Annotated in this window: 11 protein-coding genes; 6 read left to right on the top strand and 5 right to left on the bottom strand. The window is 62.1% G+C overall.

The features are described from left to right. Positions 1 to 89: 89 nt before the first annotated feature. The 3 genes from zipA to M8Q45_RS15760 form a co-directional block, all read right to left on the bottom strand. Positions 90 to 935 (bottom strand): cell division protein ZipA, encoded by an 846-nt coding sequence (gene zipA, locus M8Q45_RS15750; protein WP_030140882.1) that lies wholly within the window; start codon positions 933 to 935, stop codon positions 90 to 92. 210 nt (positions 936 to 1145) lie between these two features. Next, a complete protein-coding gene (gene smc, locus M8Q45_RS15755; RefSeq protein ID WP_249875497.1) occupies positions 1146 to 4634 on the bottom strand; it encodes a chromosome segregation protein SMC in 3489 nt (1162 codons plus the stop codon). Between the two features lie 2 nt (positions 4635 to 4636). Beyond that, complete coding sequence (locus M8Q45_RS15760) at positions 4637 to 5296, bottom strand: GntR family transcriptional regulator (RefSeq protein ID WP_249875498.1); 660 nt, start codon at positions 5294 to 5296, stop codon at positions 4637 to 4639. Between the two features lie 276 nt (positions 5297 to 5572). Here M8Q45_RS15760 and xdhA point away from each other — a divergent pair, with 276 nt between their 5' ends. The 4 genes from xdhA to guaD all read left to right on the top strand — a co-directional run bounded on the left by xdhA (position 5573) and on the right by guaD (position 11693). Next, positions 5573 to 7027: a xanthine dehydrogenase small subunit gene (gene xdhA / locus M8Q45_RS15765; protein ID WP_249875499.1), complete on the top strand. Its 1455-nt coding sequence runs from the start codon at positions 5573 to 5575 to the stop codon at positions 7025 to 7027. Next, a complete protein-coding gene (xdhB, locus tag M8Q45_RS15770) occupies positions 7020 to 9419 on the top strand; it encodes a xanthine dehydrogenase molybdopterin binding subunit (RefSeq protein ID WP_249875500.1) in 2400 nt (799 codons plus the stop codon). The genes xdhA and xdhB overlap by 8 nt, the downstream gene beginning before the upstream one ends. Before the next feature lie 114 nt (positions 9420 to 9533). Next, on the top strand, positions 9534 to 10370 hold the full coding sequence (gene xdhC, locus M8Q45_RS15775; RefSeq protein WP_249875501.1) for a xanthine dehydrogenase accessory protein XdhC: 837 nt from the start codon (positions 9534 to 9536) through the stop codon (positions 10368 to 10370). An 18-nt stretch (positions 10371 to 10388) separates the two neighbouring features. Continuing rightward, a complete protein-coding gene (gene guaD / locus M8Q45_RS15780; protein ID WP_249875502.1) occupies positions 10389 to 11693 on the top strand; it encodes a guanine deaminase in 1305 nt (434 codons plus the stop codon). A gap of 122 nt (positions 11694 to 11815) precedes the next feature. Here guaD and M8Q45_RS15785 read toward each other — a convergent pair whose 3' ends face one another. Then, positions 11816 to 12580: a GntR family transcriptional regulator gene (locus M8Q45_RS15785; RefSeq protein WP_249875503.1), complete on the bottom strand. Its 765-nt coding sequence runs from the start codon at positions 12578 to 12580 to the stop codon at positions 11816 to 11818. Positions 12581 to 12980: 400 nt separating this feature from the next. Between M8Q45_RS15785 and M8Q45_RS15790 the strand changes: the two genes are divergently transcribed. Continuing rightward, entirely contained in the window at positions 12981 to 14171 is a 1191-nt protein-coding gene (locus M8Q45_RS15790; protein ID WP_249875504.1) for a benzoate/H(+) symporter BenE family transporter, read from the top strand. 112 nt (positions 14172 to 14283) lie between these two features. Here the strand turns inward: M8Q45_RS15790 and M8Q45_RS15795 are convergent, their stop codons facing one another. Further along, positions 14284 to 14628, bottom strand: coding sequence for a YggL family protein (locus M8Q45_RS15795; protein WP_249875505.1), 345 nt, complete (start codon positions 14626 to 14628; stop codon positions 14284 to 14286). Between the two features lie 233 nt (positions 14629 to 14861). Here M8Q45_RS15795 and dacB point away from each other — a divergent pair, with 233 nt between their 5' ends. Next, complete coding sequence (gene dacB, locus M8Q45_RS15800; protein ID WP_249875506.1) at positions 14862 to 16328, top strand: D-alanyl-D-alanine carboxypeptidase/D-alanyl-D-alanine endopeptidase; 1467 nt, start codon at positions 14862 to 14864, stop codon at positions 16326 to 16328. The last annotated feature ends 70 nt before the right edge of the window (positions 16329 to 16398 follow it).

Genomic DNA, 16398 nt, shown 5'->3' on the forward strand with positions numbered 1-16398 from the left:
TCCACTGACGATTGGCTCGTGAGCGAAAGATCAAAAGATCGCAGCCTCGTTGCACTCGGCAGCTCCTACAGGGCCAGCGATCTTTGACTTCAGCGCTTCTGGGTCAGCGCGCGGCGCTCGAATTCGACGATGCGCTGGCGGTAGTGCTCGATCGTCTGGGCGGTCAGCACGCTGCGCTGGTCATCCTTCAATTCACCGTTGAGCTCCTGGGACAGCTTGCGCGCCGCGGCGACCATCACGTCAAAGGCCTGCTTGGGATGGCGTGGGCCTGGCAAGCCGAGGAAGAAGCTCACCGCCGGGGTGCTGAAGTGGTCGATGTCGTCGAGATCGAACACACCAGGCTTGACCGCGTTGGCCATGGAGAACAACACCTCGCCATTGCCGGCCATGCTTTCGTGACGATGGAAAATATCCATTTCGCCAAAGCGCAGGCCGCTCTCGAGGATGTTCTGCAGCAGCGCCGGGCCCTTGAAGCCGGCCGGGTCGCGGCAGATCACGCTGATCACCAGCACTTCTTCGGCCTGGGCCTGCTCCTTGTCGGCACTGGAAGGCTTGCTCTCGTCCGGGAAGTCGCCATCACGGCTGCTGAAGCCCGGGCCTCCATCGAGGTCCAGGTTCAGGTTCAAATCGCCCTGGGACGGCTCGCTGTTGCGCTTGCCGCGCTTGGAACCCGACTCCCGTGGCTCACGCGCAGGCGCGCTCATCGACGGCAGGTCATGCTCGTCCAGCTGGGGCTCCTTGTGGGTGTCGAGCACCCGGGGCGGGCCCAGCAGTTCGGCGCTGTCATCTTCATCCGGCAGGTTCGACAGGCTGCGATCCAGGCGAAACTTGAGTTTCCCCTTGCCGCCGCGCATGCGACGCCAGCCGTCGAAAAGAATACCGGCAATGACAATGATGCCGATGACGATCAGCCACTCGCGCAGACCGATTTCCATGTAATCCCGTGCCTCTATAAAAATGCTGAAAAATAAGGGGCTTAGCTATTTGCAAACCGCTTTAAAACGTGGCGCCAACTCTATGTTCTGAATGGCGTTTTGCCCACGCATACGAAAAATTGACATTAAACTAGCATGACCCGCAGCTACAAGCTACAAGCTGAAAGCCACAAGCCGCCGCACTTGCAGCTTGCCGCTTGAAGCTCGTAGCTAACTGTCCACCATCGCCATGGCCTCCTCCACATCCACCGCCACCAGCCGCGAACAGCCAGGCTCATGCATGGTCACCCCCATCAGTTGATCGGCCATCTCCATGGCGATCTTGTTGTGGGTGATGTAGATGAACTGCACCGTTTCAGACATCTCCTTCACCAGCCGTGCGTAACGGCCTACGTTGGCGTCGTCCAATGGCGCATCGACTTCGTCGAGCATGCAGAACGGCGCCGGGTTCAGTTTGAAGATGGCAAAGACCAGGGCCAATGCCGTCAACGCTTTTTCACCGCCGGAGAGCAAATGAATGGTGCTGTTCTTCTTGCCGGGAGGACGCGCCATGATTGTCACCCCAGTATCGAGTAAATCTTCGCCCGTCAGTTCCAAATAGGCGCTGCCGCCACCGAAAACTTTTGGGAAAAGTGCCTGCAAACCGCCGTTGATCTGATCAAAGGTATCCTTGAAGCGGTTGCGGGTTTCCTTGTCGATCTTGCGGATGACGTTTTCCAGGGTCTCCAGCGCCTCCACCAGATCGTCGTTCTGGGCGTCCAGGTAACGCTTGCGCTCGGACTGCTGCTGATATTCGTCGATAGCGGCCAAGTTGATCGCGCCCAGGCGCTGGATGCGCTGGGCAATGCGCTCGAGCTCTTCCTCGGCGTCCTTCTCGTTCGCCCCCGCCACCAGGGTCGCGAGTACGCCGTTGAGGTCGTAGCCGTCCTCCAGCAATTGGTCCTGCAAGGCCTTGCGCCGCACGGTCAAGGCTTGCCACTCCATGCGCTGCTGTTCCATCTGGCCGCGGATCAGTTGCGATTGCTGCTCGGCCTGGCTGCGGCGCTTCTCGGCGTCGCGCAACTCGCGGTCGGCATCTTCCAAGGCAATCTGCGCGGTCTTGAGTTCTTCGTCGACGCTCATGCGTTTGTCGAGCAATTCTTCAAGCTTGAGGCGCAGCTCTTCCAGCGGCGCCTCGCCCTCCTCCAGGTTGAGGCTCAACTGTTCGCGCTTTTCAGTCAGGCGCTCGGACTGCATTTCCAGGCGCTCCAAGGCCTGGCGGGTGGAATCGTATTGCGCCTTGAGCGAGCCCAGGCGTACCGCCAATTGATGAGCATGATCCTTGTGCTGGCGCGCTTCCTGGCGCACGCGGTCGAGGCGTTCGCGCAGGCTGTCGCGCTGCGCCAACAGCCATTCACGCTGCTCGGTATCCAGCGCCATCGCATCAAGGGCTTCCTGCAATTGCAGGCGCGCCTCACCGATCTGTTCGTGCTCCAAGGCCCGCTGTTCGCCCAACTCGCCGATTTCCTCATCGAGACGGGTGCGGCGCAGGGCCAATTGTTCGACCTTGGCCTTGCCGGCGGACAGCTGCGCCTTGAGTTCGCCCTGCTGGCGCGCTTCGTCCTGCAACAGCCGACGCAAATGTTCGCGACCGTTTTCCTGTTGACGCTGTTGCGCCCGCAGGTTCTGCAATTCGGTTTCCAACGCTTCGACGCTGGCCTCGCGCTCTTCGCGCTCGGCGCCCAGGCGTTGGATTTCCTGTCCACGGGCGAGCATGCCGCTCTCCGCTTCGCTGGCCCGGCGCACACGCAGGAAATGCCGGCCGACCCAATACCCGTCACGGCTGATCAGGCTTTCGCCGACCGCCAGTTGCCCGCGCAAGGCCAAGGCCTGCTCCAGGCTGTCCACTGGCTTGACTTGCCCCAGCCAGGGCGACAGATCGACCTGGGCCTCGACTTTGTCCAACAGACTGCCCGGCACCCGCACGCCGTCGCCGGCAGGACTGAGCAGGCGCAAATCGCCCTGGCTGAAGCCCGACAGGTCGAAGCCGGCGAAATCATCGACCAGCACCGCTTGCAGGTCGGCGCCCAGCACAGTTTCCACCGCCAACTCCCAACCGGCATCGACCTTCAACCCTTCGGCCAGGCGCGGACGCTCGGCCAGATGCTGATCGCGCAGCCATTCGGCGGTGCCGGTGCCCGGGTCCAACGCTGCCTGTTGCAAGGCTTCCAACGAGGCCAGGCGTCCATTGAGTCGCTGCAATTCGCCCTGGGCCTGTTGCTGGTTCTGCAGGGCCAGTTGCAAGGATTGGCGCAGTTGTTCGAGGCGTTCGACCTGGGCGTCTTCGCTGGCCTGCAAGTCTTCGAGTGTGGCTTCGCTGGTGGCGAGCTGCTCACTCAGCTCCAGGATGGCGGCGTCCTCCGGGTCCGCCGCGAGCAATGCGCGCTCTTCGGACTGACGCCGTTGACGCTCGGCCAGGCGCTCCATGCTGGTTTCCAATTGCTGGATGCGCGACTGCTGGACTTCAGCCTGGCGCCGTGGCTCGGCGGAGGTCAGGTTGAAGCTGTCCCATTGCTCTTGCCAGCCGTGCATGGTCAGCTCGGCTTCCTCCAGCGCTGCGGCAGCCTCTTCGGCGGCGGCGCTGGTGAGTTCCTGCTCCGGGGTAAGTCGTTCCAGTTCTTCGCCAAGGGTCAGCAACAAGGTGCGGTCGTGGCCCAGGTGCGATTCGGTTTCCAGGCGCGCGCGCTCGGCTTCCTTCAAATCGTCCTGCAACTGGCGCAAGCGTTGCTGACCGTGCTGGATGCTCTGTTCGACCCGGGCAATGTCGCCGCCCACGGAATAGAAGCGCCCCTGCACCAGATTGAAGCGCTCGGACAGTTCGTGGTGCCCGTCGCGCAGGCGCTCGATGGCGGCATCGGCGTTGCGCTGTTCGGCCACCAGCGCTTCGAAGCTGACTTCCTGGTTGCCGATGATCGCCTCGCGCTGGCCGACCTGTTCGTTCAACGCCTGCCAGCGCAGGGCCGAGAGCTGGGCCTTGAGTTGGCGCTCCTCGCCCTTGTATTCCTGGTATTTCTTCGCGGCTTCGGCCTGGCGGTGCAGGCGTTCGAGCTGGCGTTCCAGCTCTTCACGAAGGTCGGTCAGGCGCGCGAGGTTTTCGTGGGTGCGACGGATGCGGTTCTCGGTCTCGCGGCGCCGTTCCTTGTACTTGGAAATACCGGCGGCTTCTTCGATGAAGTTACGCAGGTCTTCAGGCTTGGCCTCGATCAGCTTGGAGATCATGCCCTGCTCGATGATCGAATAGCTGCGCGGGCCCAGGCCGGTGCCGAGGAAAATGTCGGTGATGTCGCGGCGTCGGCACTTGGCGCCGTTGAGGAAATAACTGTTCTGGCTGTCGCGGGTCACTTTGCGCCGAATGGAAATTTCCGCGTAGGCCGCGTACTCGCCAATCAGCGTGCCGTCAGAGTTATCGAAGACCAGTTCGATGCTCGCCTGACTCACCGGCTTGCGACTGGTGGAGCCATTGAAGATGACGTCGGTCATCGACTCGCCGCGCAGGTTCTTCGCCGAGCTTTCGCCCATCACCCAGCGCACGGCATCGATGATGTTCGACTTGCCGCAGCCATTGGGCCCGACCACTGCCGCCATGTTGCTGGGGAAGTTCACCGTGGTCGGGTCGACGAAGGATTTGAACCCCGCCAGCTTGATGCACTTGAGGCGCATGTTCAGGCCTTCGTCAGGGCTGAAACCACCAGATCGCAACTGCGCTGGGCGTAGGCCGTCAGCACGATGCGGATCTGCGGCAAATCACGGGCCAGCACGGCGCCGAGCAGGCGCTGGAACAGGTCGAGGAATTCGCTCATTTCAGCCTTGCGCTGCTCCAGGGCCAGGAAGTAGGCGCGACTCATGGCCGGCTGCAGGTTCTCGACGGTTTCCTGCAGGTATGGATTGTTGGCAAAGGGATACGCGGCGCGCATCACACTGAAGCTTTCATCGACGAAGGTGCGGATGTCCTGGCGCGTGTAGGCGTCATTGAGGCGCTGCTGGATCGCGACGAACGGTGCCATGTCGGCCTGTTCTTTCCAACCATGGGCCACGGCGTTGCCCAACAGGATGTACAGCTCGCTCATCAGCGCACAGAGGCTGCGCACGTTGTGTTCGGTCAACTCGGTGACATGCGCCCCACGGCGCGGCAGGATCGCGATCAAATGGCGTCGCTCCAAGATCAGCAAGGCCTCGCGGACCGAACCACGGCTGACATTGAGCGCCAGCGTGACCTTCTGCTCCTGGATACGCTCTCCCGGCTTCATTTCGCCGCGAATGATGCGCTCGGCAAGATGGTGGGCGATTTGCTCGGCGAGGCTGTCCGGGGCCTTGAACGTCATGGTTGTCCTTCAAACTCTTCGATCTGCACAAGCGGCGCAGTGTAGCGCACTCGATACGTCATGGCGCAGGGCCTGCACCGGGTTTTTGGCACGATAGAAGCAAAAAAGCAGCTGCAAGCTGCAAGCTGCAAGTCAAAAGCTTGAAGCTTGAAGCTTGAAGCTTGAAGCTTGAAGCTGATTTTCTGACCCTTAAGTCAGAAAATCATTGACCGAAAAGTCAGAACTGCTAAATTCAGCCCACGTCGATACAACAATAATGAATCTGCGAGGCCTTCCGTGATCCAGTTTTTACTCAACCAGGAACTCCGTAGCGAGCACGCCCTGGACCCGAACCTGACCGTGCTCAATTATCTGCGCGAGCATGTCGGCAAACCCGGCACCAAGGAAGGCTGCGCCAGCGGCGACTGCGGTGCGTGCACTGTGGTGGTGGGCGAATTGGAGACGGATGCGGACGGCCGCGAACGCGTTCGCTATCGCAGCCTCAATTCGTGCCTGACCTTCGTCTCGTCCCTGCACGGCAAGCAACTGATCAGCGTCGAAGACCTCAAGCACAATGGCCAACTGCACAGCGTCCAGCAGGCGATGGTCGATTGCCACGGTTCGCAATGCGGTTTCTGCACGCCGGGCTTCGTCATGTCGCTGTTCGCCTTGCAGAAGAACAGCGAACGACCCGACGCTCACAAGGCCCACGAAGCCCTGGCCGGCAATCTGTGCCGCTGCACCGGCTACCGGCCGATCCTGGCGGCCGCCGACCAGGCCTGTTGCGGCAAGCAGCCGGACCAGTTTGACGCCCGTGAAGCCGAGACCGTCGCCCGCCTCAAGGCCATCGCGCCCACCGAGACCGGTGAACTCAACAGCGGCGACAAGCGTTGCCTGGTGCCGCTGACCGTGGCCGACCTGGCTGATCTCTACGACGCCTATCCGCAGGCGCGACTGTTGGCCGGCGGTACGGACCTGGCCCTGGAAGTCACGCAATTTCATCGCACCCTGCCGGTGATGATCTACGTCGGCAACGTCGCCGAACTCAGGCGCGTCGAGCGTTTCGACGATCGCCTTGAAATCGGCGCCGCTACTCCGCTTTCCGATTGCTACGAAGCCTTGCAAGCCGAATACCCGGACTTCGGCGAACTGCTGCAGCGCTTCGCCTCGTTGCAGATCCGCAACCAGGGCACCCTGGGCGGTAACATCGGCAACGCCTCGCCGATTGGCGACTCGCCGCCCCTGCTGATCGCTCTCGGCGCGCAGATTGTCCTGTGCAAAGGCCAGGTTCGTCGCACCCTGGCCCTGGAAGACTATTTCCTCGATTACCGGGTCACCGCCCGGCAGGAAAGCGAATTCATCGAAAAGATCATCGTGCCCCGGGCCAGCGCCGAGCAGGCGTTCCGCGCCTACAAGGTTTCCAAACGGCTGGACGATGACATTTCGGCAGTCTGTGGGGCATTCAACTTGCGCATCGAAAACGGTGTAGTCCAGGACGCTCGCGTCGCCTTCGGCGGCATGGCCGCCACCCCCAAGCGCGCCAAGCATTGCGAAGCCGTCCTGATCGGCGCGCCATGGAAGAACAGCACCGTCGAACGCGCCTGCCTCGCCCTGGCCGAGGACTTCACCCCCCTTTCAGACTTCCGCGCCAGCAAGGAATACCGCTTGCTCAGCGCCCGCAACCTGCTGCGCAAATATTTCATCGAGCTGCAAACGCCGCACATCGAGACTCGGGTGACCGCTTATGTCTAACCATCACGCCGTAGAGAAGACCCAAGCCGAACTGGCCGAACTGTTCGCCAGCGACCTCACCACCGGCGTGGGCCGCAGCGTCAAGCACGACAGCGCCGCCAAGCACGTGTCCGGCGAAGCGCAGTACATCGATGACCGCCTGGAATTCCCGAACCAGTTGCACGTCTATGCCCGGCTGTCGGACCGCGCCCACGCGCGGATCCTGCGCATCGACACCGCGCCCTGCTACGCCTTCGAAGGCGTGCGCATCGCCATTACCCACCAGGACATTCCCGGCCTGAAGGACATCGGCCCGCTGCTGCCCGGCGACCCGCTGCTGGCGATCGACGATGTGCAGTTCGTCGGCCAACCGGTGCTGGCCGTCGCGGCCAAGGACCTTGAGACCGCACGCAAGGCGGCCATGGCCGCCATCGTCGAATACGAAGACCTGGAACCGGTGCTGGACGTGGTCGAGGCGCTGCGCAAGCGGCACTTCGTGCTCGACAGCCACACCCACCAGCGCGGTGATTCAGCCACTGCATTGGCGAGTGCCGAGCATCGCATCCAGGGTTCGCTGCACATCGGCGGCCAGGAACACTTTTACCTGGAAACCCAGATTTCTTCGGTGATGCCGACTGAAGACGGCGGCATGGTCGTCTACTGCTCGACCCAGAATCCCACCGAAGTGCAGAAGCTGGTGGCCGAAGTGCTCGGTGTGTCGATGAACAAGGTCGTGGTCGACATGCGCCGCATGGGCGGCGGCTTTGGCGGCAAGGAAACCCAGGCCGCCAGCCCGGCGTGCCTGTGCGCCGTGATCGCGCACCTCACCGGCCAGCCCACCAAGATGCGCCTGCCCCGGCTCGAAGACATGCTGATGACCGGCAAGCGCCACCCCTTCTACATCGAATACGACGTCGGCTTCGACAGCACCGGACGCCTGCATGGCATCGCCCTGGAACTGGCTGGCAACTGCGGTTGCTCGCCGGACCTGTCGGCCTCGATTGTCGACCGCGCGATGTTCCATGCCGACAACGCCTACTACCTGGGCGACGCGACCATCAACGGCCATCGTTGCAAGACCAACACCGCGTCCAACACCGCCTACCGGGGTTTTGGCGGCCCCCAAGGCATGGTCGCCATCGAAGAAGTGATGGACGCCATCGCCCGCCACCTGGGGCTCGATCCGCTGGCGGTGCGCAAGGCCAACTATTACGGCAAGACCGAACGCAACGTCACGCATTACTACCAGACTGTCGAGCACAACATGCTCGAAGAGATGACCGCCGAGCTTGAACAGAGCAGCCAATACGCCGAGCGCCGCGAAGCGATCCGCCGCTACAACGCAGGCAGCCCGATCCTGAAAAAGGGACTGGCGCTGACGCCGGTGAAGTTCGGCATTTCGTTCACCGCCAGCTTCCTCAACCAGGCCGGCGCGTTGATCCACGTCTACACCGACGGCAGCATCCACCTCAACCATGGCGGCACCGAAATGGGCCAGGGCTTGAACACCAAGGTCGCCCAGGTGGTGGCCGAGGTGTTCCAGGTAGAAATGGACCGCGTGCAGATCACCGCGACCAACACCGACAAGGTGCCGAACACCTCGCCGACCGCGGCCTCCAGCGGGGCCGACCTGAACGGCAAGGCTGCGCAAAATGCCGCCGAAACCATCAAGCGGCGCCTGGTGGAATTCGCCGCGGGGCAGTACAAGGTCAGTGAAGAAGACGTGGAATTCCACAACGGCCACGTGCGGGTGCGCGATCACATCCTGACGTTCGAGGCGCTGGTGCAGCAGGCGTATTTCGCCCAGGTCTCGCTGTCGAGCACCGGCTTCTACAAGACCCCGAAAATCTACTACGACCGCAGCCAGGCCCGTGGCCGGCCGTTCTATTACTACGCTTTTGGCGCGGCGTGTGCCGAGGTGATCGTCGACACCCTCACCGGCGAGTACAAAATGCTGCGCACCGACATCCTCCATGACGTCGGCGCCTCGCTGAACCCGGCCATCGACATCGGCCAGGTCGAGGGCGGCTTCATCCAGGGCATGGGCTGGCTGACCATGGAAGAGCTGGTGTGGAACGACAAGGGCAAGCTGATGACCAACGGCCCGGCCAGCTACAAGATCCCCGCCGTCGCTGACATGCCTTTGGATTTGCGGGTCAAGCTGGTGGAAAACCGCAAGAACCCCGAAGACACGGTGTTCCACTCCAAAGCCGTGGGCGAACCGCCGTTCATGCTCGGCATCGCCGCGTGGTGCGCCATCAAGGACGCCGTGGCGAGCCTGGGGGACTACCGGCATCAACCGACGATCGACGCGCCGGCGACGCCGGAGCGGGTGTTGTGGGGGTGTGAGCAGATGCGGCAGTTGAAGACTGTGAAGCCTGCGGAAGCCGAGGCCGAGTTGGCTCCGCTTTAGACCGCGGTGCGGCTATCGCGAGCAAGCTCGCTCCCACAGGGGACCGCAATCCAATGTGGGAGCGAGCTTGCTCGCGATAAGGCCGAAACAGACAACAGAGATGTCGAGGTGAATATGTACAACTGGATCAGCGCCCTCGCCGACCTGCAAACCCGCGGTGAACCGTGCGTGCTCGTGACGATCATCGAAGAGCTCGGCTCCACGCCGCGCAACGCCGGCTCGAAGATGGTCATCAGCGCCAGCCAGACGTTCGACACCATCGGTGGCGGACATCTGGAATACAAGGCCATGGAAATCGCCCGGAACATGCTCGCCAGCGGCCAGCAGGACACCCATCTGGAGCGCTTCAGCCTCGGCGCCAGCCTGGGCCAATGCTGCGGCGGCGTAACCGTGCTGCTGTTCGAACCCATGGGCCAGGTCCAGGCGCAGATCGCCGTGTTCGGCGCCGGTCATGTCGGCCGCGCCCTGGTGCCACTGCTGGCGAGCCTGCCGTGCCGGGTGCGCTGGATCGACTCGCGGGAAGCCGAGTTCCCCGAACACCTGCCCCATGGCGTGCACAAAATCGTCACCGAAGACCCGCTGGATGAAGTCGACGAGTTGCCCGCCGGCAGCTACTGCATCGTCATGACTCATAACCATCAGCTCGACCTGGAACTGAGCGCCGCGATCCTCAAGCGCAACGACTTTGCCTACTTCGGCCTGATCGGCTCGAAGACCAAGCGGGTCAAGTTCGAACACCGCCTGCGTGATCGCGGCTTCGACAGCGGCACCCTGCAACGCATGCGTTGCCCGATGGGCATCGGCGAAGTCAAAGGCAAGTTGCCTGTGGAAATTGCCATCTCCATCGCCGGCGAAATCATCGCCACCTATAACGCGGATTTCGGCCAGCACACGTCGCGCGCCGAACCGATTGCGAAGTTGCTGCCGGTTTCGCGCCGCAGCCAGCGCTAATTTTTATCGAGACAGACCATGCCCCTGACACGCAAAGCCTACCGCGCCGCCCTGCTCCACAGCCTCGCCGACCCGGCCGAGGTGGGCATCGAGGCGTCCCATGAATATTTCGAAGACGGCCTGTTGGTGGTGGAAAATGGCCAGATCAGCGCCATCGGCCACGCCAGCGACCTGCTGCCGACCCTGGCGGCGGACATCGAGATCACGCATTACCCGGACGCGCTGATCACCCCTGGCTTCATCGACACCCACATCCATCTGCCGCAAACCGGCATGGTCGGCGCCTACGGCGAGCAGTTGCTGGATTGGCTCAACACCTACACCTTCCCCTGCGAAAGCCAGTTCGCCGACAAGGCCCATGCCGAGACAGTGGCGGATATTTTCGTCAAGGAACTGCTACGCAACGGCACCACCACCGCCCTGGTGTTTGGCAGCGTGCACCCGCAATCGGTGAACGCGTTTTTTGAGGTGGCCGAGAAACTCGACCTGCGGATGATCGCCGGCAAGGTGATGATGGACCGCAACGCCCCGGACTATCTGGTCGACACCGCCGAGTCCAGCTACACCGAAAGCAAGGCGCTGATCGAGCGCTGGCATGGCAAGGGTCGCCTGCACTACGCCGTGACCCCGCGGTTCGCGCCGACCAGCACCCCGGAACAACTGGCCCTGGCCGGCCAATTGCTCAGCGAATACCCGGACCTGTACATGCAGACCCACATCAGTGAGAACCTGCAGGAAGTGCAATGGGTAAAGGCGTTGTTTCCGGAGCGCAAGGGTTACCTGGACGTCTACGATCATTACCAATTGCTCGGCGAACGCTCGGTGTTCGCCCACGGCGTTCACCTGTGCGACGACGAATGCGCGCGCCTGGCGCAAACGGGTTCGGCCATCGCCTTCTGCCCGACCTCGAACCTGTTCCTGGGCAGCGGGTTGTTCAACCTGCCGATGGCCGAGAAGCACAAGGTAAACGTAGGGCTGGGCACGGACGTGGGTGGCGGCACCAGCTTCTCGCTGCTGCACACCTTGAACGAAGCCTACAAGGTCATGCAGTTGCAAGGGGCGCGGCTGAGCCCGTTCAAGTCGCTGTACCTGGCCACCCTCGGCGGCGCCCGGGCCTTGCGCCTGGAGGACAAGATCGGGACGTTGCAGCCGGGAACGGACGCGGATTTCCTGGTGTTGGACTACAACGCCACGCCGCTGCTGAGCTATCGACTGAAGCAGGCCAAGGACATTGCCGAGCGGTTGTTCGTGTTGATGACGCTGGGGGATGACCGGACGGTGGCGCAGACTTATGCGGCTGGGAGGTTGGTGCACCAGCGCTAAAACTTCAGCGCATGTTGGACCGCCATCGCGAGCAAGCTCGCTCCCACAGGGAATATGTGTTGTTCACACTAACCCTGTGGGAGCGAGCTTGCTCGCGATTGGCGGTATGACTGATTCAACCGTCAGAGTTTGGCAGGCGCACGCCCTGGTTTCTTGCTCTGCAAAAGATGCGAGAACACCGCGTGCAAGTCATCCGACGCGCTTTCTTCGTCGAGGTTGAGCTTGCTGTCGATGTGGTCCATGTGATGCATCATCAGGTCCACCGCCAGCTTCGCGTCGCGGGCCTCGATGGCGTCGATCAGTTGGGTGTGTTCGTCATAGGAACAGTGGGATCGATTGCCGCTTTCATACTGGGCGATGATCAATGAAGTCTGGGACACCAGGCTGCGCTGGAAGCTGATCAGCGGGGCATTCTTCGCCGCCTCGGCGAGCTTCAAATGGAACTCGCCCGACAAGCGGATGCCGGCGCCACGATCGCCGCGGGAGAAACTGTCGCGCTCGTCGCTGACCATCTGCCGCAGCTCGGCAAGCTGCTCGGCGCTGGCGTGCTGGACCGCCAGTTCCGTGATCGCCTTCTCCACCATGCGCCGGGCGAAGAACACCTGGCGTGCCTCTTCGACACTCGGGCTGGCAACGACCGCGCCGCGATTGGGCCGCAACAGCACCACGCCTTCATGGGCCAGGCGTGACAGCGCACGGCGAATGATGGTGCGGCTCACCCCGAAAATCTCCCCAAGTGCCTCTTCGCTCAATTTGGTACCGGGCGCCAGGCGCTGTTCGAGGATGGCCTCGAAAATGTGCGCATAGACAATGTCGTCCTGGGTTCCGCTGCGGCCGGCTTTGCCTGCTCGCGGTTGTTTCTTGAGGGGCTGCAACTGTTCGTTCATGGGCACTCGAGTCGGGAGAACTGCGGCGATTTGACCGTGACTGTAATACGGCACAGCGGGTCGCTGGCAAGTATCGCGTAAATAACACGGCGATTGTACACAACCTCTGATGGCAACACGACTGTACGGCTCTTTGCGGACATGGCTGTATTGCAATCGACCACGGTGTTGAGTTTAGGCTTAAACCTCGGTTTTGTGGCGAGGGAGCTTGCTCCCGCTGGACTCTGTAGGAGCCTGCGATCTTTTGATCTTTCGCTTGGTGATTCAAGTGTCAGGGGAAAGATCGCAGCCTCGTTGCACTCGACAGCTCCTACTGCGGCCGAGCGGGAGCAAGCTCCCTCGCCACAAAAGCAATGGCTCGCCCGAGTCCAGACAATCTACAACAAGGAACACCGCCACCATGACCGAAGTCACGACCGCGCCACTTCGTCCCTTGGCCGATACATCGCCCTCGGCCATCGTCGCCGGCTTCATCGCCATGATGACGGGCTACACCAGTTCCCTGGTGCTGATGTTCCAGGCCGGGCAAGCGGCGGGCCTGACCAGCGGGCAGATTTCCTCGTGGATCTGGGCAATTTCCATCGGCATGGCCGTGTGTTCCATCGGCCTGTCCCTGCGCTACCGCACGCCGATTACCATTGCCTGGTCGACCCCCGGCGCGGCGTTGCTGATCACCAGCCTGGGTGGCGTGAGTTATGGCGAGGCCATCGGCGCGTATATCACCTGCGCAATATTGGTCACGATCTGCGGCCTGACCGGCAGTTTCGAGCGCCTGGTCAAGCGCATTCCGGCCTCGCTGGCGGCGGCGTTGTTGGCGGGCATCCTGTTCAAGATCGGCAGCGAGATTTTTGTCGCCACCCAGCACCGCACCGGCCTGGTGCTGGGCATGTTCTTCACCTACCTGATCATCAAGCGCCTGTCGCCGCGTTACGCGGTGCTGGCGGCGCTGCTGGTCGGCACCGTGCTGTCGGGCCTGTTGGGACTTTTGGATTTCAGCGGTTTCGCCCTGGAAGTCGCGACACCGGTCTGGACCACGCCGCACTTTTCCCTGGCGGCCACCATCAGCATCGGCATCCCGCTGTTCGTCGTGGCGATGACCTCGCAGAACATGCCTGGCATTGCCGTGCTGCGCGCCGATGGTTACAACGTACCGGCGTCGCCGCTGATCACCAGCACCGGCATTGCCTCGCTGCTGCTGGCGCCGTTCGGCTCCCACGGGATCAACCTCGCGGCGATCAGCGCAGCGATCTGCACCGGGCCGCACGCCCATGAAGATCGCAACAAGCGCTACACGGCCGCGGTGTGGTGCGGGATTTTCTACGGGATCGCCGGGGTGTTCGGTGCAACGCTGGCGGCACTGTTCGCGGCGCTGCCCAAGGAACTGGTGCTGTCCATCGCCGCACTGGCGCTGTTCGGGTCGATCATCAATGGCTTGAGCATCGCCATGAGCGAAGTGAAGGAACGGGAGGCGGCGCTGGTCACCTTCATGGTCACGGCGTCGGGGCTGACGCTGTTTTCCATCGGTTCGGCGTTCTGGGGGATTGTGGCGGGGGTGTTGACTTTAGTGATTCTGAATTGGCGTAGCGCCTGAAAAAGATCGCAGCCTTCGGCAGCTCCTACAGATGCACGCATCAAATGTAGGAGCTGCCGAAGGCTGCGATCTTTTGACCGGCAACCCGAAGTACGGGCTACCGGTCAGACCATCAAGCCTTCGAGTTGATCGGCTTTTCCGGGTACCACACGTCCAGCAACGGGCTGACTTCAACGCTGGTCAGCTCAGGACGGGCCTTGAGCCAGGCTTCAACGGCAGCGCGCTGCTCTTCGGTCACCGAGCCACGCTTCTGCAGGCAAACCAGGCCGTAGTCGTCACCGCCGACATAACCCAGGCCGTTGGCTTCCATGGCTTCTTTCAGGAAAGCGTCGAGGAAAGCGTCAATAGCCTCATCGGCCAGATCTTCTTTGAAATCCAGGTTAAGTTCGAAACCCAGCTCTTGAAATTCATCCACGCACAGCTTTTTGCGCAGACGCTGGGAACGGTTAGTCGCCATTGGAACAATCCTCATAAGTAATAACGGCCGGCACTTTACCAGTTTGGTGCGCCGATTGCCCGACTCATCGGGCATCTCGCGCTACCGCCGGTAAAAAAATACCGCTTCGACGGGCTTGGGCACGGCACAAGCCGTTGCGCCTTGGGGCATAATGCCGAACTTTCATGACCGTTGAGGGCGTTCATTTTCATGCCCTCGTCTTTTCCCCCCTCGCCTGCAGGGTTTTACTTCACATGATCAAATCTTTGCGTCCATTGCTCCTGGCCAGCCTTCTTCTTCCCCTGGCCCTTCCCGTCACCACCCACGCCGCCACCATCAACACCGCCCTGTCGCCGAATGTGCAAAAGGCCCTCAAGAACAGCAAGCTGCAAGACAACGCGCTGTCCTTGGTCATGGTGCCGCTCGATGGCCCGGGAACGCCGACGCTGTACAACGCCGATGTCTCCGTGAACCCGGCGTCCACCATGAAATTGGTCACGACCTATGCGGCCTTGGAGATGCTCGGGCCGAACCACCAGTGGAAAACCGAGTTCTACACCGACGGGACCCTCAGTGGCGGGATCCTCAACGGCAACCTGTACCTCAAGGGTGGCGGCGATCCCAAGCTGAACATGGAGAAGCTCTGGCTGTTGATGCGCGACCTGCGGGCCAACGGCGTGCAGCAGGTGACCGGCGACCTGGTGCTGGATCGGAGTTTCTTCATCCAGCCACAATTGCCGGAGTTCAACGACGACGGCAACGACGAGAACAAACCCTTCCTGGTCAAGCCCGACTCGCTGCTGGTCAACCTCAAGGCCCTGCGCTTCGTCGCCCGCAATGACGGCGGCCGGGTGCTGGTTTCGGTCGAGCCGCCGATTGCCAGCATCCGCATCGAAAACGTGGTCAAGGCCGTCAATGGCAAGCAATGCGCCGGCGGCGTTCGCTACAACCCGGTGGCAAACGCCGATGGCAGCATGACCGTCACCGTCAGTGGCCAACTCGGCGACGGATGCAGCTCCCAGACCTACCTGTCATTGCTCGACCACGCTACCTATACCGCTGGCGCCGTGCGGGCGATCTGGAAGGAGCTGGGCGGCAGCATCCAGGGCAACGATCGCCTGGCCGCGACCCCGGGCAACGCCAAATTGCTCGCCCGGGCCTTCTCGCCAGACCTGGCGGAGATCATCCGCGACATCAACAAATACAGTAACAACACCATGGCCCAGCAACTGTTCCTCAGCCTGGGCGCGCAGTTTCGCAACGAGGCCGACGGCGACGACGCCAAGGCTGCACAGCGGGTGGTGCGCCAATGGCTGGCCAAGAAAGGCATCACCGCGCCGCACCTGGTGATGGAAAACGGCTCGGGCCTGTCCCGCGCGGAACGGGTCAGCGCCCGGGAAATGGCGGCGATGCTGCAGGCGGCATGGCACAGTCCGTATGCGGCGGAATACATCAGTTCGATGCCCATCGCCGGAACCGACGGCACCATGCGCAAGCGCCTCAAGACCACCGCCATGGCCGGCGAAGCCCACATCAAGACGGGCACGCTGAACACCGTCCGCGCCATCGCCGGCTTCAGCCGCGACATCAACGGCAACACCTGGGCGGTCGTGGCGATCCTCAACGATCCGAAGCCATGGGGCGCCTCTTCGGTGCTGGACCAGGTATTGCTTGACCTGTATCGCCAGCCGAAGCTCCCGCAGGCGGCTTCAGTGCTCTGAGCCGGGACGACAGAGATCAAGTGTGGGAGCGAGCTTGCTCGCGATTCGGTAGATCAGCAGGCATCGATGC

This window comes from Pseudomonas sp. T1.Ur (assembly GCF_023516725.1).
GTDB lineage: Bacteria > Pseudomonadota > Gammaproteobacteria > Pseudomonadales > Pseudomonadaceae > Aquipseudomonas > Aquipseudomonas alvandae.

What these genes read in the sequence shown, in the direction of transcription:
- xdhC (WP_249875501.1), top strand. Translation starts at nt 9,534, where the DNA reads ATGTACAACTGGATCAGCGCCCTCGCCGACCTGCAAACCCGCGGTGAA.
- xdhB (WP_249875500.1), top strand. Translation starts at nt 7,020, where the DNA reads ATGTCTAACCATCACGCCGTAGAGAAGACCCAAGCCGAACTGGCCGAA.
- M8Q45_RS15790 (WP_249875504.1), top strand. Translation starts at nt 12,981, where the DNA reads ATGACCGAAGTCACGACCGCGCCACTTCGTCCCTTGGCCGATACATCG.
- zipA (WP_030140882.1), bottom strand. Translation starts at nt 935, where the DNA reads ATGGAAATCGGTCTGCGCGAGTGGCTGATCGTCATCGGCATCATTGTC.
- guaD (WP_249875502.1), top strand. Translation starts at nt 10,389, where the DNA reads ATGCCCCTGACACGCAAAGCCTACCGCGCCGCCCTGCTCCACAGCCTC.
- M8Q45_RS15785 (WP_249875503.1), bottom strand. Translation starts at nt 12,580, where the DNA reads ATGAACGAACAGTTGCAGCCCCTCAAGAAACAACCGCGAGCAGGCAAA.
- M8Q45_RS15760 (WP_249875498.1), bottom strand. Translation starts at nt 5,296, where the DNA reads ATGACGTTCAAGGCCCCGGACAGCCTCGCCGAGCAAATCGCCCACCAT.
- dacB (WP_249875506.1), top strand. Translation starts at nt 14,862, where the DNA reads ATGATCAAATCTTTGCGTCCATTGCTCCTGGCCAGCCTTCTTCTTCCC.
- smc (WP_249875497.1), bottom strand. Translation starts at nt 4,634, where the DNA reads ATGCGCCTCAAGTGCATCAAGCTGGCGGGGTTCAAATCCTTCGTCGAC.
- M8Q45_RS15795 (WP_249875505.1), bottom strand. Translation starts at nt 14,628, where the DNA reads ATGGCGACTAACCGTTCCCAGCGTCTGCGCAAAAAGCTGTGCGTGGAT.